Genomic DNA, 26,095 nt, shown 5'->3' with positions numbered 1-26,095 from the left:
CCACATTTTTGTTTTCCCCCGTATAATACTTGAATAAATGACAAAAATGTGGCAGAGAGTTATAGTTTTTATTGGTGTTCAAATCAGTACGAAAATGAGCTGAATGCTTTGCCATCTAATGGCTAAGCGGAAATATTGTCAAGCATTATCGCACTTTGTTAACGGTACTATTATCTTCTTCTATTTTGGGGGAATTAACTGAAAATATAAACAATAATTCCGGTAATCGCTACATATACTAATGCATACGGAATAGCCGCTTTCAGTATTTCACCTTCTTTTCCCTGTTGGTTTCCGGCAGAAGTAGCAATAGCAATACTTTGCGGGGAGATAATCTTACCACCTGTGGCACCTACTGTATTTGCCGCAGACAGCCAATCCGGACTAACATGAATCTGTCCTGCCACACTTGCTTGCAACTTTCCGAAAAGGATGTTGGAAGATGTATCGCTTCCGGTGATAAATGTTCCCAGACAACCGATAACCGGAGCAAATAACGGATACAAACTTCCGGTAGCCGTAGCCAGTGCTGTGGCAATCACAGCGATCATTCCGGAACTATCCATAATAGTAGATAACCCCACGAGGCAGATAACCGTAATGAATGTTTTCTTCAACTGCTTCACGGTATTCCAAAGAACGATGAACAGATCTTTTACTTTAGCCCCCTGAATCAATCCACCGATAAAAGTACCGATGAAAAGCAATACTCCGGCGTGAGTCAGCCAGGAAATAGTATAATTGACGGTGGACGCATTGATAGGCAGACTGATTCTCGTAATCCAATTGTTCTCTAAAGTATGACGCAATCCCGGAAAGAGCGGACTGGTCAGGATAATCAGAAACAGAATCAGTAAATAAATGCTCCATGCATTTAATATATCTTTCGTTTTCAGATGACTTTTTCGTGCTTTCTCTTCTTTGGATGCAGTAAGTTTTCCATAAACAACGATTACGATAATAGAAAGAATACTGCCGATTATGGCCGGAGATTCAGCACCCATATATTTTGCTGCCACATATTGACTGGCTAAAGAGACTCCGCCTACCAATAAAGCCAGGAATATATTTTTCGGGAGCGATTTAAGTTTGGAGTCAGTAAGGAAAAGTAGAACCAGCGGAATCAGGAACATTAAAACGGATAATTGCAATACGACATTCGTACTAAGATGTAATACATCCAAATTCGTTTCTTTGGCCAATACTAATACCGGAGTTCCGATTGCTCCGAAAGCAGTAGCTACACTATTGGCAATCAGACTCACCGTTGCCGAAAAGATAGGCTTGAATCCCAGACTGATAAGAATTGCCGCCGGAATAGCTACTGCTGTTCCGAAGCCGGCCATAGCTTCCAATAGACCTCCGAATCCCCAAGTCAGTAATAACACCTGAATACTTTTATCGGTAGAAATAGAAGCGAATTGCTGTTTAATAATCTCCATCTTTTCAGTTTTCAGCAATACATTATAACTGAAAATAGCCATCAAAATAATGATTAAGATAGGAGAGACAGCTTTTAATGCTCCATATAAAAAGGAGTAAAACAGATTGTCTACCGAGAAAGCGAAGCCGAAAAGAGCAATCAGCATCGTCACAATCAGAGAAATGATACTACTTTTATCACCTGACATTTTAAAAAATGCCATCAGTATAATCAACAGTAACACCGGAATAACAGCAAGGATCAAGGTCATAATTATCAGATTTAAAAAGTGGAACGTCGTTTATTATTGATATAACAAACGAATGCCCCACTTTGGTCGGTTGAATAAATAGATTTTTCTGTTTATTTCATCTTCACACTTAAAATTTGTTGTAATTGTTTTAAGTTGGCAAGGGCAGCTTCGTTACCTAGCTTTGCTGCTTGCTCGAATGTGGCCATGGCACGGTTAATGTCTCCGTTAAGGAAATTGTAGACTCCGGTATTGTTTATGAATTCGGCGGTATTGTGATCGGCTTTCTCCATAAACTTCACTGCTGCATTCAAATCCTTTTGTGATAATGCGACGGCTCCTGCGTTCAGGTTAGCTACGGCGTCAGTAGGATACATGCGTACAGCAATATCAAATACATTAACAAAATCCTTGCTGCCTTTCGGATAACTGTTGGCCACCTGATACATTTCGTTCAGACTAAGATATTTCGGATTTTCCCGGATAATGATACGGCCTTGTTCAACATCGAAATTGACAACGGTATAGTCAATCTTGCAGTTCACTTTACGCAATCCCGGATAAATCTCTTTCAGCATACTACGGTAAGGAGCTCCGCCGCCTACACGCATGATTTCCTGTTTACGTTTGGCATCGTCAGTTGTATTTTTGATGATGTTCAGGAATGTTTCCTTCTCCTTCATCGAAGAAGATTGGAGTGCTTTTACCAATCCATCCCAGTTTTCTCCGCCGAAAGTCACTTTATATAGTTTGGAAGACACTTTTTCGTTCTTAACCAGATAATCCTTCAAAGCTTCCGCACGTTTTTTGGAAAGCTGTTCATTGAAGGCAAGAGGTCCTTCCGGCGAGGCGAAACCTTCGATACTGATACCTTTCACAGTCAGGTTCCGGTCATTCTGTATTTTGTCAAACATGGCATGGATATTCACCAATTCAGCATGATTGTTCATGAAGTCGGTAAGGATCACCGATTTGTTGACCGGAAAATCCAGATGAGCTTCATATTGTTCGCTACGGTTTTTGACCACTTCTACGGTTGGCTGAATATAGGCAATGATAGGAGACATGGCACTTAAACGTTTGGCTTCAGTAGATACATCATTGGTAATCAGTTCCTGTGCATTCATTTCCTGATAATTGCCGCATCCGCATAGATTCTCTACAAGTTGCAAACTGGCATTAGCCATCCAGGGTTTGTAAGGAATCACCTGCGTATAATTAAAAGTTTCCCTTTTATTATACGGAACGATAATGGCGGTAGGTTCTTGCTTAGTGATTGCCAGACCGCGGATATATGCTTTTTCGCGTCTTTTACCATTGACGATGATTTCTTGCAAGGGTGCATTATGCTGTCCGTCCGTTAGCAGGGGAATAAGGCTTAAACTTCGGGCGGAACCTATTGTCAGATTCTTCATGTCGAAAGTCATGCCGACATAAAGAGAGTTACCTTGTTGCCATAAAGATACGTTCGAGAGAGTGAGCGCATCGTTCAGGAATTTTTGTGCATGAGCCGGCAGGATAGTGGCTGCAAGAGCTATAAATAGATAAATAAGTTTTCTTTTCATCATTGTAAGTTTTAGAAATTTCGATTATTTGATGACATAAATGAAGCTAAGACCGACTTTGGTCGGGCCGAAATAATTACGGGTGTTATGTCCCAGCTTTTCACCTCCGTCACCACGGGCATACTTATCATATTCCAGACGGGCGTATCCCACTCCGATGGTAGCTTCCATACTCCATCGTTTGCTTATGATCCATTGGTATCCGTAGGAAATACCGGCTCCGTACAGATTGCCGTCGTAACGGTCATGTCCCATTCCGAATATATTCAGATTGCTGACATTCATTTCTCCGTAATGTCCGTGTAAACCGAAGAAACTTCCGTTGAAACGTTCGCAGAGCCAATAGCGTAATTCCGGCTGAACGAGCCAATGTTTGATTTGACGGTCGTCACCAAACTTCCACGGATTGTAGTTACCGGATATGTCGAGAGTCAGTTTCTTTGCCAGTCCCACTTCGATTCCTAAGTTGGGCGTAGAAGTGGCCCAATAGAGAGCATTGGTCTTGATGGCAAATTTGGGTAGATAGGTTTCATTCCGTTGTACCTGTGCATGAATACTTGTACCGAACACGAGCAGGAAACCGGCTGCTAATAAGATTTTAATTGTTCTCATTTTGTTAGGGTATAGGTTTTATTAAAAATGATAAGCGATAAACAGAAAAGCATGGAAGTTTGTTGTCGCAACCTGCAAAAAAAAAGCTTCCTAAATAAATGGATAAAGATGTTTTAAGGCATAAATGCTAACAATTTCCACGCATGATGCGTTCATTATATAAAAGTACCTTTGTGTAATCAATATGACAATGATTTCATTTATTACTGTTTATTTTTACACACACATACAACTTTAATAATTACAGCCTATGAAAGAGCTTATTAGCAACCTGGAAGAACTGAACAGGAAAGCAGAAAAAGGCGGCGGAGACGCTCGCATTGAAAAACAACATTCTGTGGGCAAGCTGACCGCCCGTGAACGCATCGATTTATTATTGGAGAAAGGTTCGTTTATCGAACTGGATAAGTTGGTAACTCATCGGTGTACCGATTTCGGTATGGAAAAGCAGAAATTTGCCGGAGACGGCGTTGTGACGGGATATGGTATGATTGGCAAGCGCCTGGTTTATGTATTCGCACAGGATTTCACCGTGTTTGGAGGAGCTCTTTCGGAAACGCATGCAAAGAAGATTTGCAAGGTGATGGACATGGCTATGCAGATGGGAGCGCCTATCATCGGATTGAATGACTCGGGAGGCGCACGAATTCAGGAAGGAGTACGTTCTTTGGCCGGATATGCCGAGATATTCCTGCGCAATTCTATGGCATCCGGAGTGATTCCACAGATTAGCGCGATCATGGGACCTTGTGCCGGTGGTGCCGTTTATTCTCCTGCATTGACCGATTTTATTCTGATGGTGAAAAACTCCGGCTATATGTTTATTACAGGACCGGATGTGGTGAGAAGCGTGACACAGGAAGAAGTGACAAAAGAAGAACTCGGTGGAGTAGGCGTGCACATGACAAAGTCCGGTGTAGCCCATCTTTCTGCGGAGAACGATATTGAGTGCATCAATTATATTCGTGAATTGATCTCCTATCTGCCGGGGAATAATATGGAAGAGCCTCCGTTTGTAGCGACCAGCGATTCGCCGACTCGCCTGACTCCGGAACTGGCAGATTTGATTCCGTCCAATCCAAATCAGCCGTATAATATAAAAGAGATGATAGAAGCGGTGGCTGATGATAATAGTTTCTTCGAGCTTCAGGCAGAATATGCTGCGAATATTGTGACGGGATATATCCGCCTGAATGGAAAAACAGTGGGAGTGGTGGCTAATCAGCCATTGGTGCTTGCTGGCACACTGGATATCAATGCGTCTATCAAAGCCGCCCGTTTTGTCCGCTTCTGTGATGCTTTTAATATTCCTTTACTGACACTGGTAGATGTGCCGGGATTCCTTCCGGGAGTCGACCAGGAATATGGTGGAATTATCCGTAACGGGGCAAAGCTACTTTATGCTTATTGCGAGGCTACGGTGCCGAAAGTGACGGTTATCACCCGCAAAGCATACGGTGGTGCTTACGATGTGATGAGTTCCAAGCATATCCGTGGAGATGTAAATCTTGCTTTCCCTACTGCTGAAATCGCGGTGATGGGACCGGATGGAGCTGTTAATATCCTTTTCCGTAAGGAAATAGATAAAGCCGAGAAACCCGAAGAGAAACGGAAAGAACTTCAGGATGATTATCGCGGAAAGTTTGCCAATCCTTACCGGGCGGCGGAACTGGGATATGTGGATGAAGTGATCGATCCGGCGGTAACCCGTTTGCGGTTGATTCGAAGTTTCGAGATGCTTGCCAACAAACGGCAATCGAATTCTCCCAGGAAACATTCGAATATTCCGCTTTAGGTAGATGATAGGTGAGTGTTTATTAAAAAGAATCAAAGATTATGATAAAGAAAATATTAGTAGCCAATCGGGGTGAGATAGCGATGCGCATCTTCCGGACTTGTCGGGTGATGAATATCTCGACAGTGGCTGTTTATACCCATGTAGATCGCGGGGCTTTGCACGTTCGTTATGCGGAAGAAGCCTATTGCATTTCCAATTCGCCGGAAGATACCTCTTACCTGAAGCCGGAATTGATATTGTCCATTGCCAAAAAGACCGGAGCCGCTATTCATCCGGGATATGGTTTCCTGTCGGAGAATGCGGATTTTGCCCGCCGTTGCGAAGAAGAAGGAGTGATTTTTATCGGACCTAGTGCGGATATTATTTCCAAAATGGGAATCAAGACGGAGGCCCGTAAGATTATGCGGGAAGCAGGATTACCCATTGTGCCCGGAACCGAAACACCCGTACAGGGCATTGATGAAGTGAAGAAGGTCGCTAATGAAGTTGGCTATCCCATTATGCTGAAAGCACTTGCGGGAGGTGGAGGAAAAGGTATGCGTCTGGTACGTACGGAAGAAGAGGTGGAAACAGCTCTCCGTTTGTCGCAATCTGAAGCAGGGACGTCCTTTGGCAATGATGCGGTTTATATTGAAAAATATATTGAGAATCCGCATCATATCGAAGTTCAGATCATGGGAGACAAGTATGGGAATGTCGTTCATCTGTATGAACGTGAATGTTCCATTCAGCGTCGTAACCAAAAGGTGATAGAAGAAAGTCCTTCTCCTTTTGTGAAAGAGGAGACGAGAAAGAAGATGTTGAAGGTAGCTGTGGAAGCCTGTAAGAAAATAGGTTATTACAGTGCCGGGACATTGGAGTTTATGATGGATAAAGACCAGAATTTCTACTTTCTTGAGATGAATACCCGTTTGCAGGTGGAGCATCCTGTGACGGAGGAATGCACAGGCGTTGATCTGGTACGGGATATGATAACTGTTGCTGCCGGAAATCCGTTGCCTTATAAACAGGATGATATTGAGTTTAGCGGAGCAGCGATCGAATGTCGTATTTACGCCGAAGATCCGGAGAATAACTTCATGCCTTCTCCCGGTGTGATTACTGTTCGTGAAGCTCCCGAGGGACGTAACCTGCGTCTTGACAGTGCCGCTTATGCGGGATTTGAAGTCTCTTTGCATTATGACCCGATGATTGCAAAGCTTTGTTGTTGGGGACGTACCCGTGCTTCGGCCATTTCTAATATGGCACGTGCTCTGCGCGAGTATAAGATTCTGGGAATCAAAACGACGATTCCTTTCCATCAACGTGTATTGAAGAATGCGGCTTTCCTGAAAGGTGAATACGATACGACATTTATCGATACGCGTTTTGATAAGGAAGACCTGAAACGTCGTCAGAATACCGATCCGACAGTGGCTGTCATTGCTGCCGCAGTGAGACACTACGAGAGGGAGAAAGAAGCGGCTTCCCGTGCCACTACGCTTCCGGTAGTAGGCGAATCGCTCTGGAAGTATTACGGTAAATTGCAGATGACTGCTAATAATTATTAAATTGAAAATTGAGAATTAAAAATTAAAAAATAACGGAATTGGTTATGGGTACAACATTAGCTACATATTATGCCAAGCTCCAGGATATGCCGGACAGTGAATATAAGGTGGAGATTCTGGAGGACGGACCAATCAAGAAGATTGCAGTCAATGGTAAGATATATGAGGTCGATTATAACATGGGTGGCGACTCTATCCATTCGATCATCATCGATCATCACTCGCATGGAGTGCAGATTTCTCCTTCTTCCAATAATTCATATACGATTATGAATAAAGGGGAGCTTTATCAGATTGAATTGCAGGGAGAAATGGAGAAGATACATAATGCCCGCACTGCTGCTGAATCCGTAGGGCGTCAGGTGGTACAGGCACCGATGCCGGGAGTTATCCTGAAGACGTATGTAAAGAAGGGAGATCTCGTGAAGCGGGGTGATCCGCTTTGTGTATTGGTGGCGATGAAAATGGAGAATGAGATACGTTCGGTGACGGATGGAGTTGTGAAAGAAGTATTCGTGGAAGATGGCATGAAGGTGGGATTGAACGACAGGATTATGGTAATTGAGTAATTCTTTGAAAAAAACGGGGTAAATACATGCTTTTATTCAAAAAAATATTTACTTTTGGCAGATAAGTACGTATTTACCCCGTTACATCATGAGCATCGAACAAAGCAAAGAAGCATTACTAGAACAGTTAGAAGCACTTAAAAAAGAAAACGAGCAGCTTAGAAAAGAACTTTCTGTTCTTAGGGATGAGAAGCATAGCGATCGTCCTGTCAGTTTTAAAGAGAAATATGCTGTTAGAATACTAGACTCTCTTCCCGATATGCTGACTGTCTTCAATCAGAGTGAGGTCGGCATTGAAGTTGTTTCCAATGAAGAAACCAACCATGTAGGAATATCAAACAAGGATTTTAGAGGGATGCACATGCAGGATATGGTTCCACCGGAAGCGTATCAGAATATTCACTCCAATATGCGTCATGCTATTACCACCGGAACTGTTTCAACTGCGCATCACGAACTGGATTTTAATGGTGAACGCCATTATTACGAGAACCGTATTTTTCCGCTGGATGAGGAATACGTGCTGATTATGTGCCGTGATATAACGGAACAAGTGGCTACCCAAAGACAATTGGAAGTTTTTAAAAGTGTGCTCGATAAGGTGAGTGACAGTATTCTTGCTGTGGCAGAAGATGGAACGCTGGTTTATGCAAATAAGCAATTTATAGAAGAATACGGTGTAACGCAGGAGTTGGGTACACAAAAAATATATGATTTGCGTGTCTCTATGACCGACAAGGAGGCATGGGAACAAAAGCTCCAGGTGATACGCGATCATGAAGGAAGTCTGGCTTATCGGGCGGCTTATATACCTTACGGGCATACGAAGGAGAGAGTACATCAGGTATCTACTTTCCTGATTCGTGAAAATAATCAGGAACTCACCTGGTTCTTTACGCAGGACATTACCGATGTTATCAAGAAACGCGATGAACTCCGTGAACTGAATCTGTTATTAGATGGCATTTTAAATAATATTCCGGTCTATTTGTTTGTGAAAGATCCGGAAGATGATCTTAGATATTTATATTGGAATAAGGCATTTGCCGATCATTCGGGTATTCCGGCATCTAAAGCTATCGGGCATACGGATTATGAGATATTTCCGGTGCACGGAGACGCGGAGAAATTCCGTAAGGATGATTTGGAATTACTCCAGACTCATAAGCGTATTGATATGCAGGAAACTTATCTGTCCGCTAATGGAGAAGCGCGTATCGTGCAGACTTTGAAAGCACTCGTACCGATGGAGGGACGTAAACCTTTGCTGATTGGCATTTCATGGGATATTACTAATCTTCAGAATATTGAGCAGGAACTAATCAAGGCAAGAATTAAAGCGGAGCAATCCGATAGATTGAAAAGTGCTTTTCTTGCTAACATGAGCCATGAGATCCGGACTCCGTTGAATGCTATTGTAGGATTCTCCCAATTATTGCCTTCTGCCGAAACTGCTGAAGAGAAAAAGCTCTATTCGGGTATTATCAATCAGAATTCGGATATCTTGTTGCAATTGATTAATGATATTCTGGATTTATCGAAGATAGAGGCTGGAACACTTGAATATATCAAACGTCCAATGAATCTGGGAGAGGTTTGCCGGACAATTTATGCTGTTCATAAAGAACGTGTGAAAGAAGGGGTAACTCTTGTTTTGGACAATGAAGAGGAGGATTTGCTCATTGAGGGAGATCAGAACCGCATCATGCAGGTGATAACGAATTTCCTGACTAATGCGAGTAAGTTTACCTATGAGGGGGAAATTCGATTTGGCTTTGAACGGATGGATAAAGCTATTCGTGTGTATGTGAAAGATACAGGAATAGGAATAGAACCGGAAAAGGTGGATCGTATCTTCGAACGTTTTGTCAAACTGAACTCTTTTGCGCAAGGGACAGGATTAGGGCTCTCTATCTGTCAAATGATTATCGAAAAGATCGGTGGAGAAATCGGGGTGACTTCCGAACTGGGTAAAGGCTCTACCTTCTACTTCACAATTCCTTATGAAGAAACCGGAGAACTCGGTAAATTCTTCAAAGAGACAAAGGTGGAATCTAAAGGAAATACTGTCAATCGTGTACAACAGATTAAGAAGATTCTGGTAGCAGAAGATGTAGAGAGCAATTTCATCTTGCTGAAGAATCTGATTGGCAGGGAATATACATTGCTTTGGGCTAAAGACGGAGTGGAAGCTATCGAAATGTATAAGCAGTACCAACCGGATTTAATCCTGATGGATGTAAAAATGCCGCGTATGGATGGACTGGAAGCAACCCACATTATCCGCTCTTATTCTAAAGAGATTCCTATCATCGCCTTGACCGCTTATGCTTTCGGGACTGATAAGGAACAGGCCTTAGAGATGGGGTGTAACGATTATGTGACTAAACCAATTTCGGAAAGATCATTGAGAAAGGCTTTGGATAAATATTCGACTACTGTTTAAAAAATAAAGGATTATGGCTATATGTATCCGGTGAAAGTTACTTATGATAGCCATAATCCACAAAAGAGTACGATTGTTGTCGAGTGAAAGTAGTCGGTGATTGCTTTTCTATAGATTCTTTTTTATTTCCGGAACCAGTATAAACTTCGTTTCCGGAAAATACTTTTTCAGCCAGGTCCGGATAAATTCCATTGTATCATTCTGAATCGTTTTGTCTTCTACGGTAGGGTATAAATTATATAATACGGTATCTAGTATAATGCCGCGTTTTTGTATTGCTTCGAGACTAAGCAGGGTATGGTTGATGCTCCCCAGTTTGCCCGAAGTAACAAAGATAAGTGGATATTTCTCTTGAGCAATGTAGTCAATGGTCAAGAGTTCGGTAGTCAGAGGAACCATAAGGCCGCCTGCTCCTTCGAGTAAAACAGAGTCATACCGTTCACTCAATTCTTCGGTTGCACGTTTTATTTTATTAAAGTCGATGGGACGGTTATCCAGCTGGGAAGCAAGATGCGGAGAGGCGGGATAAGGGAAAATCTCCGGCATGGTTAGTCCCTCTTGGTCTTCTTTGGTGAAAGGGATTCCCATGATTTGCCGGTGTAGGTCAATATCTTCGGAATGACCTACATTTCCCGTTTGAATAAATTTCTGGGTGATGGTACGATGCCCGTTCTTGTTCCATTCACGAGCTAGAAAGCCGGTGGCATAGCTCTTTCCGGCATCCGTATCGATGCCGCTTACGAAATATACATTCTGTTTCATACTTTTTTCTTTTTTGCGATGATATAAATAGGGTGATATGTTAAGGACACAGAAGTGCCCTGAGTAAATTCCTGCGTGTAACGTTCACAGAAGAGTTGCAAGTCACGACGAGTCCACTGCTGTTGGGGAAGATTGTTCTTAGAATTATTTTTTGAATTGTCGTCTGATGAACACAAATCGTTCTCTTGTTTCCCGGCAGGAGAGGATTGCGTTGATAAACCATTGACTCCGGTTTGCTTCAAGTGATATAGTACTTTTATCGGGTCTTCGAACGAAAGCGGGATAAGCTCTTCTTCTGAATATAATATGTCAAAATGGGGTGACAAAGCTACTTCAAGCTCTTCCCGTGAACGATAAGGAAGTCCGTTGCCGGTAAGTTCGCGTATTTCTTTCATGTTTTCTTTTCCAAAAGTGCTAAAAGCGAAATAACCCTGATTATCGAGCAGAGTATTACACCTTTCGAAGAAGTTTTCCGGTGACTCGAACCATTGCAGGGCGGAGCAGGAAGTAATCAGTGTGCTTTCGGTGGGGAAAGAGACTGTCTCGGCATCTCCCGGAAGAAAAGAAACTTGCTTCTTCTCTAATAAGTCTTCGCAGCAATATTTCATATCGGGGCAAAGGTCATTGAGTAATAACTCTTCCGGGCGGAGGGTTTGGAGCAGCATACGGGAGTAAATACCGGTTCCGCAGCCAAATTCAATCACTTTCGAGCAGGGAGAAGATATATGTTTCGCAAGCAGACGAATCATTTTATCTGCTATTTGCCGTTGCACGTTTGCTTCCTTTGGATAGGTAGTGATAGCTTTTGAAAAACGTTCTGCGATTAGTCGTTTATTCATAATCAATCTTTATTTAATATGCTGATATACTGATGGTATGATAATTACTTTATTCTAAAATGATGGATGCATCAGTATCCGGCTACATGAGTATTGTATTAAAAAGCTCCTGTTGGTAATGTGCCGCTTCCACTTGTTCAAGAGAGTCCACTTGGTTTTCCCATGCCAAATATTGGTTATCCGGGAGGAAAATGCGGTCGCCTTTTCCTATGATAGCTTTTTGCCATTTAAAATCAGAGGGAGGCAATGATAAATATTGTTGTTGTATGGCGGCAAGTTCTTCTTTAAGTTCTTCAACCGGACGTTGGGGGGATACGGTTTGAAAAGCTTTATAGTCAGCTATTGAACCACACATTCTTCTTTGAAATTTCTGCAAGGTTTGTTCGTTCAATCCTTGGAATGTACCATCGAAAATAGAGGGAGCAATACCTTTGGTTTCGTGTATGGGATAGAGGGTACCGTTGATGGCGATACTTTGGGAAACAGGCAGATGTGGATACTGCCTTATGAGTTGAGAAGCTGCCCAAACTCCCATCGACCAGGCGATGAGTGTAATCTGGGAATAGGTTTCCAATAAACTGGCATCAAATGTTAATGAACGGTAGTCATAGCAAATCATCCAGTCCTTATTAGCAGGATGAATGGTCAGGAAAGGAGTTTCGTCCATTCCCCAACCGGCGAAGAAAAGCAATAGATGCTTCTGATTATTCTTTATGATAAAATGCTGCTTCATTCGTTTATCAGTTTGATGAGTTGGTCAATTTCATGTTCTGTGATGTCCGCTGTCAGTGAGAAACGGATGCGTGAAGTTCCGTCGGGTACGGTAGGCGGACGGACGGGCAACGCATAGAATCCTTTGCGTTGGAGTTCTTCTGCTTTTAATATGGTATCTTCACTGGCTCCTATAATCATAGGTACAATATGGCTCACCGATGGGCAATTATATCCTTTGTCTGTAAGGGCTACCTTTAGCTTTTCACTGATTTGTAGCAGGTGAGTTCTCTTATGTTGTAAAGCTGAAAGGTGTTCTAACACCCATGAAGTCCACTGAATATTGATAGGAGGAAGGGCAGTGGTGAATATAAACGTACGCATTTTATTGATAAGATATTCCCGAATGAGTTGTCGGCAGACGATATAAGCTCCTGCCGAAGCAATGGCTTTTCCAAATGTTCCTACCAGAAAGTCTATATCATTGATACAGTCCTGTTCTTCAGCACATCCTAATCCCTTTTCTCCCCGTACACCAAAAGCATGAGCCTCATCTACATAAAGAAGAACATGGGAATAACTCTTTTTGAGTTGAATGAGAGCGGGAAGATCAGCTTCATCGCCATCCATGCTGAAGATACTTTCGGTAACAATAATAAGCTGCTCATAAGCGTTATGATTTTCAGCAATCAGTCGTTGCAACTGGGAAATATCATTGTGACGATACCGGATACATTTAGCTGATGATAATTTAATTCCGTCTATCAGGCTTGCATGTACCAGCTTGTCAGCAAGAATCAGTGTATGAGTATTGCAAATGGCAGGAAGTATTCCTGTATTGGCGTGATAACCACTATTGAATATGAGTGCACTTTCCGTTCCGAACATGGTGGCTAGCTGTTGTTCCAGCTTCTGATAGTCACTAAAATTACCGGTCAATAACCGGGAAGAAGAGGAGGTAGGCAGGAATGTTTCGGGAGTGAGTGTCTTTAAGAATTCCTCCCTCAATGAGATGTCATTGGCCAGTCCGAGATAATCATTAGAAGATAGGTTCAACATTCGTTGTCCGTTCAGCAGAACATCTCGGCCCTCGTGGATTAGCGGTGGGAGAGAACGGTAATTCTTTCTCTCTTTCAAGGTCTGGAGTTCCTGGTTTATATACTCTAATGTCATGAATTATTATTTTAAGTAATCAGTATTTGATATATGAATGATTGAAAACGTAATCAGTTGTTTATAAGATGTTTATCATCAGAAGAACTATTCCGAAAGTTTCTCACCGACCAAGGTATCCTTCCTCGGTGAGGAAAGGCCCGTTCCTCACCGAGGAACACCCTTTTGCTCACCGAGGAACAGATTCTTGGGTGAAAATCCGGTAATACCCTTCTTGTCTGTCATCTTTTTTGAATAACTTTAAGTAACCCGGAAGTCAGCTTGCTTAATTGTTCCGAAGTGATGATGAAAGGCGGCATCAGATATACCAGTTTTCCAAAGGGACGTACCCAGATTCTTTCTTCCACAAATCGTCGTTGCATATAGGCCATATTTACCGGACGCTTCATTTCAATGACTCCGATAGCTCCGAGTATTCGTACATCAGCCACTTCCGGAAATTCCCGTGCAGGTGCCAGTTCTTCTTTCAGTTGAGTTTCGATTCGTTTTACATTCTCTTGCCAACCGGATTCGAGTAATAGGCGGACGGAAGCGCAGGCCACTGCACACGCAAGTGGATTCCCCATAAATGTAGGTCCGTGCATAAAAGCTCCCGGTGTATGGTTGGAGATGGTATCTGCTATCCGGTTACTGGTCAATACAGCAGAAAGTGTCATATATCCTCCGGTCAGTGCTTTGCCGATGCACATTATATCCGGTTCTACTCCGGCGTGTTCCCACGCAAAAAGTTTGCCGGTACGTCCGAATCCTGTTGCTATTTCGTCGAAGATAAGAAGAACATCGTGCTTCCGGCAAAGCTTTTCGGCTTCACGCAGGTACTGCGGATGATAAAACCACATTCCGCCTGCTCCCTGTACCACCGGTTCCAGGATAAGCGCCGCCAACTCTTTTGAATGTTTTTCAATCCTCTCTTGTAAAGGTAGTATATCTTCCGGATTCCATTCTCCGTCGAACCGGGAAGTGGGGGACGGGACAAAATAACGTACAGGCAATGCCGAACCGAAAAGACTGTGCATACCCGTCACCGGATCACATACAGACATGGCATTCCACGTATCACCGTGATAGCCGGAACGGATAGTCACGAAATTGTTCTTTTCCGGTTTTCCTGCTGCATACCAATATTGTACAGCCATTTTCAGTGCCACTTCTACGGCTACCGAACCGGAATCTGCATAGAATATTTTCTGCATGGAGGAAGGAACCAAAGGCAATAACAATTTCCCCAATTCTATGGCCGGATCATGCGTCAGTCCCCCGAACATGACATGAGACATTTTATCTAATTGTTCTTTTGCCGCCTGATTCAATACCGGATGATTATATCCATGCACTGCACACCACCAGGAAGACATTCCGTCAATGAGCGTTTGTCCGTCTTCGAGGGTAATGGTAGCGCCGTCTGCCCGTTTCACTTTATATACAGGAAGCGGATCGGTAGTCGAAGTGTACGGATGCCAGATGTGCTCGCGATCAAATTGGGAATCGGCGAAATGATAGCCTTCTTCCTGAATCATCTTTTTGTCTTCCGATACTTTGGAGCCGAGTGTTGTCAATAGGTCGCCTACGATAGCCGAATTAATTCCGATATATAATGCCTTGTGCATCGCTTCGGAAGAAAGTTGTGAACGTCCTCCGGCAAAACGCAGAAAAGCGGTCGGATTGATAAAACGAAAGAGTGCGATGGTTTTAAGTATTTCTTCTTCGCTTAGAGGCTGCTCGTTTTCCAGTGGAGTTCCCGGAATCGGACTAAGCAGGTTGATAGGTATGGATTGAACATTCAGTTCTGCCAAGGTGAAAGCAAATTCAATCCGTTGTTCCATCGTTTCTCCCATGCCGATGATACCTCCGCAACAGATATCCATGCCTACACGACGGGCTGCATCGAGAGTAGCCACTTTCTGTTCTTGCGTATGCGTAGAGCAGAGTTTGGAAAAATAGGACGGGGCAGTTTCCAGATTACAGTGATAACGGGTGATTCCTGCTTCATGCAGGGAACGCAATTCTTCTTCATTGAGCAGTCCCAGAGAAGCACAAAGTTGAATCGACGAATGTCGACGCATATAGTGGACTGTATCGCAAAGTTGAGTAATCTGTTTGGGAGATGGTTTTCGTCCGCTGGTAACGAGGGAGAATCGGTTGACGTCCTGGGCTTCATTGTATTGGGCCTGTCGAAGACATTCTTCAGCGGGAAGGAGATCGTAAATCTCGGCTTTAGTCTGGTAGTGGGAGGATTGTGCACACCATTTGCAGTTTTCCGGACATCGGCCGGACTTGGCGTTGATGATGGAACACATGTCGAACTCGTGCGAAGCACGCGCGACGGTAATCTCATGCGCGGCGGCATAAAGCGCCTCGCTGTCAGCCATGTTGGCTAGCCAAGCAGCTTGGTCGGGTGATATGTCGATACCCGCCAACACTTGGTCTTTGATTTCCTGAAGTGTCATAAATGTATGATAAGGGATAGTTTGTGCAGCATTCTGCTTACGAAGAGCAACGTCCACTACATTGGTATGCAGATGACCGATTTGGAATTCGCGTCCCATACTTGCAAAGGCAGCATAGTTCTTTCTTCCCCAGTAGCGAAAGCGGGAAAGAAGAGTGCGTGTGGTCTGTATGTGGCGTTGTTGCTTCATTGATTTTTTTACTTTTGCTCGTTAGAACGTGGCAAATGTACAAAGATTCTTTGGATAAGCAAGCAAGTTGATGATTTCTAGTTTCTGTGGAATTATTTCTTTTTCCTGTATTCTTTGCGGGTGTTGAAGTTGAATCCAGCATATATTTGGAGAGTACCGAATCCATTGTCGACAGAGAAATTGTTGCGATGATAATTGTAGTTTTTTCCAACAAAAGAAGTACCTACGTAATACTTGCCAGTGTTGTAGACAATCCCTGCCCGAACCAGAAAATCCAGATTGAATTTGCCGTACCATGCTTTTGCTTCATTCGTTTCTGCGTCCACATCGGAAGCTTTGTAGGCAATGGCAGGGGTGAGAGACAGGCATGCCAGACAGTTGCGGGCAAAGACCCAGTTGTAGGCGTAGCCGAAACTGATGTTGGCATTGGTGTATTTAATATTCTTGACTTTCATGGCAGGATTCATCGCCTCCTGGATAAATCCCGGAAGTGCTGTATAGTCGAAGTCGAGATGATGCTTTGAAATGGAAAAACCTGCAATAAATGTACCTGCATTGCGTCGTTGATTGGTGGACTGACTAAATGCGGCAGGGTAAGAGAATTTACGGTTATTGAAGATATAATATAGATTCAGTCCTTTGATATCTACCTTTATTCCGCTGAAATCTTCGGAATAGTTGGAGGGAATATCGTCTGAAAATCCTCTGATTTTATGTATTTTGTAATCATTACCGGTGCGGCGATAGAAGATATCCACCCCCAGTTTGGAACTGTATAGGCTAAGATCGAATTCTGTTCCTCTGTTCTTTCGGTTGCCTTTTTTGAAAATATCGTTTACATCTACAGACCATCCCAGGAAAATCCATCGCCAGCCGAAATACAATCCTATCTTGTTGTGCGGGTTGGGAGAAAAACTAAGTTTCTGTGGCTGCGGCAATTCACTGGTGATAGAATAATACTCAAAGTTGCTGAAATGAGTAACCATCAGCGCATAGTTATAACGGTTGGGACTGATATAGAGCGTATCAAAATCACTGAAGTTCATAAACTTCTTGATCGCTCTTTTAAAAGCACTTGGCTTGGCGGTTGCTGTGGAATCTACTTCTGTACTATCGTTGCCTAAAGAGACTTTCTCTTCAGTCTGTGCCTGTAAGGACAGTGAAAATAACAGAAAAAGATATAGAATAACCCGTTTCCCCATGTGGTTCTTTGTTGGTATAGATATTTTTTGTTTCACGAATGTACTACCTTTCGTTGATTTATACTAGCAATCTTCTAAAAAATGTTTCGTTTCCTAAACAAAAAAGTTCAATATACTGTTAGTTACAACAAGCAAATAAATCTTAAGCCACAAAATTATGAGAATCTATTTACGTTTATTAGTCGTGTCTCTTCTGCTTTTTGCAGGAAATATAGTATATGCGGAAGCACAGCAGGAGAAACGCGTGACAGGCACAGTGACTTCTGAAGGAGAACCTTTGCCTGGTGTCTCCGTACAATTGAAAGGAGCATCTTCCGGCACCATTACCGATATTGATGGAAAGTATTCGATTGAGATTCCTGCGACCGGCACTTTAGTGTTCCGTTTTGTAGGAATGAGAACGGTGGAACAACCGGTGAATAACCGGAGTGTGATTAACGTCACGTTGGAATCGGAAAGTAAGGAACTGGAAGAAGTAATGGTGGTAGCTTATGCTACCGCTAAAAAGTATAGTTTTACCGGAGCAGCTTCGACGATGAAAGCAGGTGAGATTGAAAAGTTACAGACTTCCAGCATATCACGTGTATTGGAGGGTACGGTATCCGGAGTACAGGCGAGTGCGGCAAGCGGCCAGCCGGGTACGGATGCAGAAATCCGTATTCGTGGTATCGGGTCTATCAACGCTTCCAGCGCTCCGCTTTATGTAGTGGACGGTGTCCCGTTCGATGGTAGTGTGAACTCTATCAATCCGGATGACATATCTTCGATGACAGTATTGAAAGATGCGGCCTCTGCTGCTTTGTATGGTTCCCGTGGTGCAAACGGTGTGATTATTATCACGACCAAGCAGGGAGACCAGAATACCAAAGCAACAGTAAAGGTGAAAGCTTCGTTAGGAGGTTCCAACCGTGCCGTACGCGATTATGATCGTGTCAGTACCGACCAATACTTCGAATTATATTGGGAAGCACTTCGCAATCAGTATGCCAAGAGTGCGGATTATACTCCGGCAACTGCCGCGACGCAAGCATCCAAAGACTTGGTAACGAAATTAATGGGAGGTGGCCCGAACCCCTATGGTCCTCAATATGCGCAACCGGTCGGTACAGATGGAAAGCTGGTGGCAGGTGCCCGTCCGTTATGGAATTCTGACTGGAGTGACGCCATGGAGCAACAGGCACTTCGCACAGAGTTAAATCTAAGTGTTTCCGGAGGTGGAAAAGCGAATCAGTATTTCTTTTCTGCCGGATACCTGAATGATAAAGGTATTGCACTCGAATCCGGTTACCAGCGTTTCAATCTTCGTTCCAATATCACCAGCGAGATGACTTCCTGGTTGAAGGGAGGCGTCAACTTGAGTTTCGCACATTCCATGCAGAATTATCCGGTTTCTTCCGATTCCAAAACCAGTAATGTGATTACCGCAGGACGTACCATGCCGGGATTTTATCCTATTTATGAAATGAATACGGATGGTAGCTACAAATTGGATGAGAGTGGAGATCGTATTTATGACTTTGGTTCCTATCGTCCTTCCGGTTCGATGGCAAACTGGAACCTTCCGGCTACTTTGCCTTTGGATAAATCGGAACGAATGAAAGATGAAGTCTCCGGTCGTACTTTTCTGGAAGCTACGATTATTGAAGGACTGAAATTCAAGACAAGTTTCAACTTTGACTTGATTAATTATAATACATTGGATTATACGAATCCGAAGTTAGGTCCGGCTAAAGAGAACGGAGGCGGCGTCAGCCGGATGAATACCCGCACTTTCTCCTGGACGTGGAACAATATTGCTACGTATGACAAGACAATCGGTGAACATCATTTTAATGTCCTTGCCGGTGTGGAAGCCTATTCTTACCGTTACGATGAACTGACAGCATCACGTTCCAAAATGGCGCAGCCTGATATGCCGGAATTGGTAGTCGGCTCACAGCTGACCGGAGGTTCGGGATATCGTATTGACTATGCATTGGTGGGTTATCTGACTCAAGCGTTATATGATTATCAAAATAAATATTTCTTCTCGGCATCTTATCGTCGCGACGGTTCTTCACGCTTTGCGCCCGAAACCCGTTGGGGAAATTTCTGGTCGCTGGGTACTTCCTGGCGTATCGACCGGGAAGAGTTTATGGCAAGCACTTCCGACTGGTTGTCTGCCCTAACTCTGAAAATGAGCTATGGTGCACAGGGAAACGATAACTTGGGTACGTATTATGCGAGTAAAGGGCTTTATACCATTGTTTCCAATCTGGGAGAAAATGCGTTAGTGTCCGACCGTATGGCGACCCCGAACCTGAAATGGGAAACGAACCTCAACTTTAACGTGGGTATCGACTTCTCCCTGTTCAACAACCGTTTTTCCGGTTCGTTTGATTTCTTTACACGTCGTTCGAAAGATTTGCTTTACTCACGTCCGATAGCTCCTTCTCTGGGATATGGTTCTATTGACGAGAATGTAGGAGCCTTGAAGAATACAGGTATAGAAATGGTGTTGAACGGAACAATTATCAATCAGAATGGTTGGGTATGGAAACTGGGTATGAATCTGACACATTATAAGAATAAGGTGACGGATCTTCCTTTGAAAGATATGCCGCAAAGTGGTGTGAACAAGTTGCAGGTAGGCCGTTCTGTTTATGATTTCTATATGATAGAGTGGGCGGGAGTAGATCCGGAAAACGGAGACCCGTTGTGGTATATGGATGAAGAAGATGAAAATCACAATCCGACCGGAAAACGTGTCACAACAAACGATTACGGTTCGGCCGACTATTATTACGTCAATAAATCTTCTCTCCCGAAAGTGTATGGTGGATTCAATACCTCTCTTTCCTGGAAAGGATTTGATCTTTCTGCCATCTTTGCTTATAGTATAGGTGGATATATCTACAATCGTGATATTACAATGATTCTGCATAATGGAAGTCTGGAAGGACGCGACTGGTCGACGGAGATTCTAAAAAGATGGACTCCCGACAATCGTAATACAGATGTTCCCGCTTTGAGTACTACCACTAATAACTGGAACTCGGCTTCTACCCGTTTCTTGCAGAATAATTCGTATATGCGATTGAAAAACCTGACTCTTTCCTATAACTTACCCAAACAATGGATTAGTAAGTTATCATTGAGCAGTGTGCAGGTATATGTACAAGGAGATAATCTGTTTACCATTCACCGGAATCAGGGACTAGACCCTGAACAGGGAATTACCGGTATCACTTATTATCGTTATCCGGCTATGCGAACGATCTCCGGAGGTATCAACGTTTCTTTCTAAATTCAGACTAAATTATGAGAAAAATAAAAATTAAATCTATTCTTGCCGCAGTTGCCGGACTTTTCCTGGCAACGAGTTGTAGCAGCAGTTTTTTGGATACGGACCCAACGGATGCGGTAAGTTCAGAAAAAGTACCTGTGCCCGAAAATGCAGCGGCACTTGTGAATGGTGCCTGGTATAATCTGTTTGATTATTCAAGTACTTATGCCAATATCGGTTATCGGGCGCTTCAGTGTCTGGATGACATGATGGCAAGTGATGTTGTTTCCCGTCCGAAATACGGTTTCAACTCTTCGTATCAGTTTAACGATATAGCGTTACCTTCAAACAATAGAACAGAATTTGCTTGGTATCTGATATATAAAACGATTGATAACTGTAATACTGCCATTTCCATTCAGGGAGATTCGGAGGAGCTCCGGCAGGCGCAGGGACAGGCATTGGCGTTGCGTGCTTTCTGTTATTTACACTTGGTGCAGCATTATCAATTCACTTATCTGAAAGATAAAGATGCTCCATGTGTTCCTATATATACCGAACCGAGTAATAGTTCGACAGTTCCGAAAGGAAAATCAACGGTGGCACAGGTTTATCAGCGTATTTTTGATGATCTAAACCTGGCACAGGATTATTTGAAGAACTATGTCAGGAGTGGTGATAACCAGAAATTCAAACCGAATGTTGCCGTGGTGGATGGCCTCTTGGCTCGTGCTTATCTGTTGACAGGGCAGTGGGAAGAAGCAGCGAAAGCAGCTGAAGCCGCACGTACAGGATATGCGTTGATGACAACTACAGCCGAATACGAAGGCTTCAATAATATTTCCAATAAAGAATGGATATGGGGATTTCCTCAAATACCTTCTCAATCGGATGCCAGCTACAACTTCTATTATCTGGATGCAACATACGTCGGAGCTTATAGTAGCTTTATGGCCGATCCTCATCTAAAAGATACCTTTATTGAGGGTGACATTCGTCTGCCTTTGTTTCAGTGGATGCGTGAAGGGTATCTGGGATATAAGAAATTCCACATGCGTGCAGATGATACAGCTGATCTGGTCTTGATGCGTGCTTCTGAAATGTATTTGATAGAAGCGGAGGCGAAAGTTCGTGATGGAGTAGCTTTGAATCAGGCTGTCATTCCATTGAATACGTTGCGCAATGCCCGTGGAGTGGGAGATTATGACGTGACAGGGAAATCGCAGGAAGATGTTCTTAATGAGATTCTGATGGAACGTCGCCGCGAACTTTGGGGAGAGGGATTCGGTATTACAGATGTACTTCGTACACAGGGTTCCGTAGTACGTACTGCTTTATCTGATGAAATGCAGAAGACAGAAGTCGATTGTTGGCAGGAGGGTGGTAGCTTTGAAAAACGAAATCCTCTGGGACATTGGTTCCTTAACTTCCCGAACGGTAAACCGTTTACAGTAAATAGCACCTATTATTTGTATGCTATTCCCCAGAAAGAAATAAACGCTAACCCTAACATATAAATAGCTCTCTTAATTTTTTGACTTTGACCTTAACTTGTAGACCGGTATACGTCGTGACGATGCATACCGGTCGTTTTCTTTCTTCTGTTAAGTATGTTAATAGAATAGAGTTTCGTAGGTTATGTAACTGTTTTATTGTAACTTTGTATTATAAAGAAAGGAGATAATTAATATGTCTACAATGGAACTTAGGGCTTCACTTCTTAAAGAGGTGGCTGCTATTATTGCTGATGATGATCTGACGGCTGAAGCTTTAAAAGCCTTAAAAGCTTTGCGTCGCAAATCGCGTGTTGCGCGTAAAGAGCAGGAAGCGGAATCTCCCTGCAAAGATGAAATAGAATGTATAAAGAAACGTGCAGAAAGTGCTTTAGTACGCTATAAACAAGGAGAATATGCTTCGCAGGATGAGATGTTGAAGCGTACGGAACGATGGAAATAGTATGGGATTACGAGGCATTGGATGACTTAGAGGTCATCCTTTGTTATATTGAAACCCAGTTTTCGATGAAAGAGGCTCGCCTTTTCAGACAACAAGTTGTACATGTTACTCGGAATTTATGTGAGTTTCCATTTCTTGGAAAAGTAGAGCCTTTGCTGGAGGATTTTGAAGAGATGGAATTACACTCTATTCCTGTTGATAGACTATGCAAACTTGTGTATGCAGTTATGAATGATCGTGTTTTTATTATCGCCCTTTGGGACACTCGTCGTAATCCCAAAACTTTAGAACATGAGGCTAAAGGAAGACTTCGTTAATAATTAGAATAAATAATATAGTGACTTATTGGAATACCGTATGGTGAATATTAGTATTTTTGTAGGATAATTATTACTCACACTCACAAATTAACAAATTAAAGTATGAAAACTAGACTTTTATTTTTATTGTTGTTCATTGGCTTAGGATTAGTATCCTGTGATAACGATGATGAACGTTTCTTTCTTTATGAAATAGATGATATTTATTTCCCAGATCAACCTATTAGTGATATAGTAATGGAGATAACTGATGGTGCTGCTGTAGGAATGACAGGTGGGGTAGCTCCTTATACTGTAGAAACTGGTGATGAAGAGATAGCAAAAGCTAAGATTCAGGAAGAATATGGTTATGTGATGATAGCTCCCGTTCAATTGGGAACAACATTTCTTGTAGTGAAAGATGCGAATGGACTGACTGCTAAAATTGATATAAAGATAATCAAAGGTACGAAATCGTTTACTACAAAGAAAGTAAGTGTAAAAGTCGAAGGACTTGAGGGTGATGAGAAAGTAGATTTAGAAAATCAAGTTATTGCAAGCTCGGATATGCATGTAACTGGCGGAATTAAATTTATTTATGATACAAAAGATAGTGGTACGCTTACTGTAATTCCTTCAAAGGATGATATATCTAACGTTATTACTGCTTCTTTTACCAGAGAGATAAGGCAAACGGATGAAAAGACATTTACTTCTTTTATTTATGTGAATTATAATGATATGGACCATGTGCTTTATTTCACCTCTCCGGAAAAAACTCCATCAGAAGATGATGCTACTCGCGCTCTTGGCCCACTGTATTGTTGGTTAGTAGAAGATGTAACGAAAATATATAATAAAACATATCCCAATGTCACTTCTGTGAAACGTATCTATGAAGGGCAATCAAGTAGATATTGAAGCTAAAAATGTGAAGACGAGTTCAGATTATAAACAATATAAATCGCCCCACTATAATCATTATAGCAGGGCGATTTTATTTATATAGATTTCTATCCAATCTTTTTCTTCTTTAAATTAGGCAAGAAGAACGTGACTAATCCCAGTAGTGGCATATAAGCACAGATGTTATATACATATTCAATGCTCGTTTTATCCGCTAAATTGCCAAGTACGGCAGATGCTACACCGGCCACTCCGAAAGCAAATCCAAAGAACAAACCGGATATCAATCCAAGTTTGGTAGGAAGCAACTCCTGTGCATAAAGCAATATGGCAGGAAAAGCGGAAGAAAGCATTAATCCCACACAGAAGCTAAGGATAATAGTCCACAGCAGATTGGCATGTGGCATTAGTAAGCTAAATGGGGCAGCTCCTAAAATAGAAGCCCAAATTACATACTTCCGACCGATACGGTCACCGACAGGTCCGCCAATTAATGTTCCGATAGCAGTAGCTACCAGGAAGATAAATAAATATAGCTGCGAATCTTGTACACTTACATTGAATTTATGAATCAGGTAGAAAGTATAATAGCTGGTGAGACTTGCCATATAAATATATTTGGAGAAAATCAGAATCAGCAATATCGCGATTGAAAGGGCTGTCTTATCCATAGGCAAAGGAAGATGAACAGGTTTTCTGACACTGACAGTCTGTGCTTTCATCCGGTTTAGATATGATTTATACCATTTGCAAATTGGGTACATCACTCCGATAGCAGCTAAAGCCACAAATGCAAATACGATGAGATGTTGCCTGCCATAAGGAGCCACCAACAGAGCAACCAGCAAAGGGCCTAATGAACCTCCGAAGTTACCACCTACCTGAAAGAGTGATTGTGCCAGTCCACGTTTTCCGCCGGAGGCAAGGAACGTGATACGGGAGGCTTCCGGATGCAGTACGGAAGAGCCAATTCCGATTAAGAATACGGAGGCTAATATCCAGTATAGATTATCAGAGAATGCTAAGTTTATCAAACCAATCAGTGTAAAGCTCATTCCGATAGGCAATGACCATGCGACGGGATGCTTATCAAAGAAAATTCCGGTAATCGGTTGAAAAACTGAAGCGGAAAGTTGATAAACTAGTGTGATAAGTCCGATTTGCGCGAAACTAAGTCCTAAATCATCTTTAAATAAAGGATAAGATGCTGATAGCACCGACTGTAAAAGATCGTTGAGGCAATGCGAAAGACTCAATGCAATCAAAATGGAAAATGTAATTTTTCCTACGGGTTGTTCCTGATTCTGTACCATAATACCTATTTACTATTGAAGTGTTCCTGAAAAATCGGCTGCAAAGGTACGGAAACTTCCCGTTTCTCAATATATATTTGCTGTGATTAATTCAATATGATAGGAATAAAGCTCTAAGACTAAGGATTGTAAATTGTCGTTAATTCAGTTTTGAGTGACTGAACTATTCTTCATACCTACTGTTGTTAAATAAAAAAGGAGGATTATATGGGCTTTATATGGTATATCATTATTGGTATTGTGGCTGGATTCCTCGCAGGTAAAATAATGCGCGGCGGAGGTTTTGGTCTTGTTATAAATTTATTACTTGGTATTCTTGGAGGTGTACTGGGCGGTTGGGTGTTTGCCCTTTTCGGACTGGCAGCTTCAGGACTGATCGGAAGTTTGATAACTTCCACCGTAGGAGCTATCCTTGTATTATGGATTGCTTCTTTATTCTCGAAATCTAAATAGATATTTATATAATTTATTTTTAATCCTAAAAACAGAACTTGATTATGGAATGTAGACATGGAAATTTCTGGATTGGACTCGGAATTGGGTCAATCCTTGGCGCAGTAGCTTATCGTCTTTCACGTACAGCAAAAGCAAAACAATTAGAAAGTGAAATTTATAATGCTATCCATCGCATAGGTCGTGATGCTGAAATAGCTGCTGCTCATGCTGAAAGAAAAGCAGTGGATCTTGGACTTAAAGCAGTAGAAGCCGGTGCGGAAATTGCTGATAAAGTAGCAGATGAAGCCGATAAAGTGGCTGGAAAAGCAAAAGATAAGTGGGGGAAATAAGAACTCCAAAACGGGTAATCGATTTAAATAGAATC

The 26,095-nt window shown here is 42.5% G+C and carries 21 protein-coding genes; 11 read left to right on the top strand and 10 right to left on the bottom strand.

All coding sequences use genetic code 11. From position 1 onward, the window contains the following. Positions 1–194: 194 nt before the first annotated feature. From H8796_RS21910 to H8796_RS21900, 3 genes are all read right to left on the bottom strand, one after another. Positions 195–1,694, bottom strand: a complete 1,500-nt coding sequence (locus H8796_RS21910; protein ID WP_099147612.1) for an L-lactate permease — start codon at positions 1,692–1,694, stop codon at positions 195–197. Between the two features lie 92 nt (positions 1,695–1,786). Then, entirely contained in the window at positions 1,787–3,238 is a 1,452-nt protein-coding gene (locus H8796_RS21905; protein WP_117937600.1) for a DUF3868 domain-containing protein, read from the bottom strand. A gap of 24 nt (positions 3,239–3,262) precedes the next feature. Further along, on the bottom strand, positions 3,263–3,850 hold the full coding sequence (locus H8796_RS21900; protein ID WP_099147611.1) for a DUF3575 domain-containing protein: 588 nt from the start codon (positions 3,848–3,850) through the stop codon (positions 3,263–3,265). 250 nt (positions 3,851–4,100) lie between these two features. Between H8796_RS21900 and H8796_RS21895 the strand changes: the two genes are divergently transcribed. From H8796_RS21895 to H8796_RS21880, 4 genes are all read left to right on the top strand, one after another. After that, positions 4,101–5,645, top strand: coding sequence for an acyl-CoA carboxylase subunit beta (locus tag H8796_RS21895; RefSeq protein ID WP_117937577.1), 1,545 nt, complete (start codon positions 4,101–4,103; stop codon positions 5,643–5,645). 41 nt (positions 5,646–5,686) lie between these two features. Then, positions 5,687–7,198 (top strand): acetyl-CoA carboxylase biotin carboxylase subunit, encoded by a 1,512-nt coding sequence (accC, locus tag H8796_RS21890; protein ID WP_074557985.1) that lies wholly within the window; start codon positions 5,687–5,689, stop codon positions 7,196–7,198. Between the two features lie 44 nt (positions 7,199–7,242). Further along, positions 7,243–7,767, top strand: a complete 525-nt coding sequence (locus tag H8796_RS21885; protein ID WP_004297139.1) for a biotin/lipoyl-containing protein — start codon at positions 7,243–7,245, stop codon at positions 7,765–7,767. Between the two features lie 88 nt (positions 7,768–7,855). Beyond that, positions 7,856–10,213, top strand: a complete 2,358-nt coding sequence (locus H8796_RS21880) for a PAS domain-containing protein (protein ID WP_117937575.1) — start codon at positions 7,856–7,858, stop codon at positions 10,211–10,213. Positions 10,214–10,321: 108 nt separating this feature from the next. Here the strand turns inward: H8796_RS21880 and bioD are convergent, their stop codons facing one another. The 6 genes from bioD to H8796_RS21850 form a co-directional block, all read right to left on the bottom strand. Next, the gene (bioD, locus tag H8796_RS21875; protein ID WP_074557980.1) at positions 10,322–10,975 is read right to left on the bottom strand and encodes a dethiobiotin synthase; all 654 of its coding nucleotides are present in this window, start codon (positions 10,973–10,975) and stop codon (positions 10,322–10,324) included. After that, positions 10,972–11,814, bottom strand: a complete 843-nt coding sequence (gene bioC / locus H8796_RS21870; protein WP_074637668.1) for a malonyl-ACP O-methyltransferase BioC — start codon at positions 11,812–11,814, stop codon at positions 10,972–10,974. The genes bioD and bioC overlap by 4 nt, the downstream gene beginning before the upstream one ends. A gap of 82 nt (positions 11,815–11,896) precedes the next feature. After that, positions 11,897–12,547, bottom strand: coding sequence for a DUF452 family protein (locus tag H8796_RS21865; RefSeq protein ID WP_117937574.1), 651 nt, complete (start codon positions 12,545–12,547; stop codon positions 11,897–11,899). Further along, on the bottom strand, positions 12,544–13,698 hold the full coding sequence (locus H8796_RS21860) for an 8-amino-7-oxononanoate synthase (protein WP_117937572.1): 1,155 nt from the start codon (positions 13,696–13,698) through the stop codon (positions 12,544–12,546). The genes H8796_RS21865 and H8796_RS21860 overlap by 4 nt, the downstream gene beginning before the upstream one ends. Before the next feature lie 221 nt (positions 13,699–13,919). Beyond that, positions 13,920–16,334, bottom strand: a complete 2,415-nt coding sequence (gene bioA, locus H8796_RS21855; RefSeq protein WP_117937570.1) for an adenosylmethionine--8-amino-7-oxononanoate transaminase — start codon at positions 16,332–16,334, stop codon at positions 13,920–13,922. 92 nt (positions 16,335–16,426) lie between these two features. Continuing rightward, complete coding sequence (locus H8796_RS21850; protein ID WP_117937568.1) at positions 16,427–17,536, bottom strand: DUF4421 domain-containing protein; 1,110 nt, start codon at positions 17,534–17,536, stop codon at positions 16,427–16,429. Positions 17,537–17,693: 157 nt separating this feature from the next. Here H8796_RS21850 and H8796_RS21845 point away from each other — a divergent pair, with 157 nt between their 5' ends. From H8796_RS21845 to H8796_RS21825, 5 genes are all read left to right on the top strand, one after another. Next, positions 17,694–20,822: a TonB-dependent receptor gene (locus H8796_RS21845; RefSeq protein ID WP_117937566.1), complete on the top strand. Its 3,129-nt coding sequence runs from the start codon at positions 17,694–17,696 to the stop codon at positions 20,820–20,822. 14 nt (positions 20,823–20,836) lie between these two features. Further along, entirely contained in the window at positions 20,837–22,318 is a 1,482-nt protein-coding gene (locus H8796_RS21840) for a RagB/SusD family nutrient uptake outer membrane protein (protein ID WP_117937564.1), read from the top strand. 181 nt (positions 22,319–22,499) lie between these two features. Beyond that, positions 22,500–22,757 (top strand): hypothetical protein, encoded by a 258-nt coding sequence (locus H8796_RS21835; protein ID WP_122135901.1) that lies wholly within the window; start codon positions 22,500–22,502, stop codon positions 22,755–22,757. Further along, positions 22,748–23,074, top strand: a complete 327-nt coding sequence (locus H8796_RS21830) for a type II toxin-antitoxin system RelE/ParE family toxin (protein WP_117937560.1) — start codon at positions 22,748–22,750, stop codon at positions 23,072–23,074. The genes H8796_RS21835 and H8796_RS21830 overlap by 10 nt, the downstream gene beginning before the upstream one ends. A 105-nt stretch (positions 23,075–23,179) precedes the next feature. Continuing rightward, a complete protein-coding gene (locus H8796_RS21825; RefSeq protein WP_147340124.1) occupies positions 23,180–23,977 on the top strand; it encodes a hypothetical protein in 798 nt (265 codons plus the stop codon). Positions 23,978–24,069: 92 nt separating this feature from the next. On the opposite strand, the gene H8796_RS21820 is transcribed toward H8796_RS21825, so the two are convergent. Beyond that, on the bottom strand, positions 24,070–25,275 hold the full coding sequence (locus H8796_RS21820; protein WP_117937556.1) for an MFS transporter: 1,206 nt from the start codon (positions 25,273–25,275) through the stop codon (positions 24,070–24,072). 207 nt (positions 25,276–25,482) lie between these two features. On the opposite strand from H8796_RS21820, the gene H8796_RS21815 reads away from it, so the two are divergent. Then, on the top strand, positions 25,483–25,728 hold the full coding sequence (locus H8796_RS21815) for a GlsB/YeaQ/YmgE family stress response membrane protein (RefSeq protein WP_004304114.1): 246 nt from the start codon (positions 25,483–25,485) through the stop codon (positions 25,726–25,728). Positions 25,729–25,772: 44 nt separating this feature from the next. Then, positions 25,773–26,060: a YtxH domain-containing protein gene (locus tag H8796_RS21810; protein WP_004297124.1), complete on the top strand. Its 288-nt coding sequence runs from the start codon at positions 25,773–25,775 to the stop codon at positions 26,058–26,060. The last annotated feature ends 35 nt before the right edge of the window (positions 26,061–26,095 follow it).

The organism is Bacteroides sp. M10, from assembly GCF_014334015.1.
Taxonomy (GTDB): domain Bacteria; phylum Bacteroidota; class Bacteroidia; order Bacteroidales; family Bacteroidaceae; genus Bacteroides; species Bacteroides intestinigallinarum.
The sequence above is the reverse complement of the archived record's forward strand: the minus strand, read 5'-3'. Positions and strand labels throughout refer to the sequence as shown.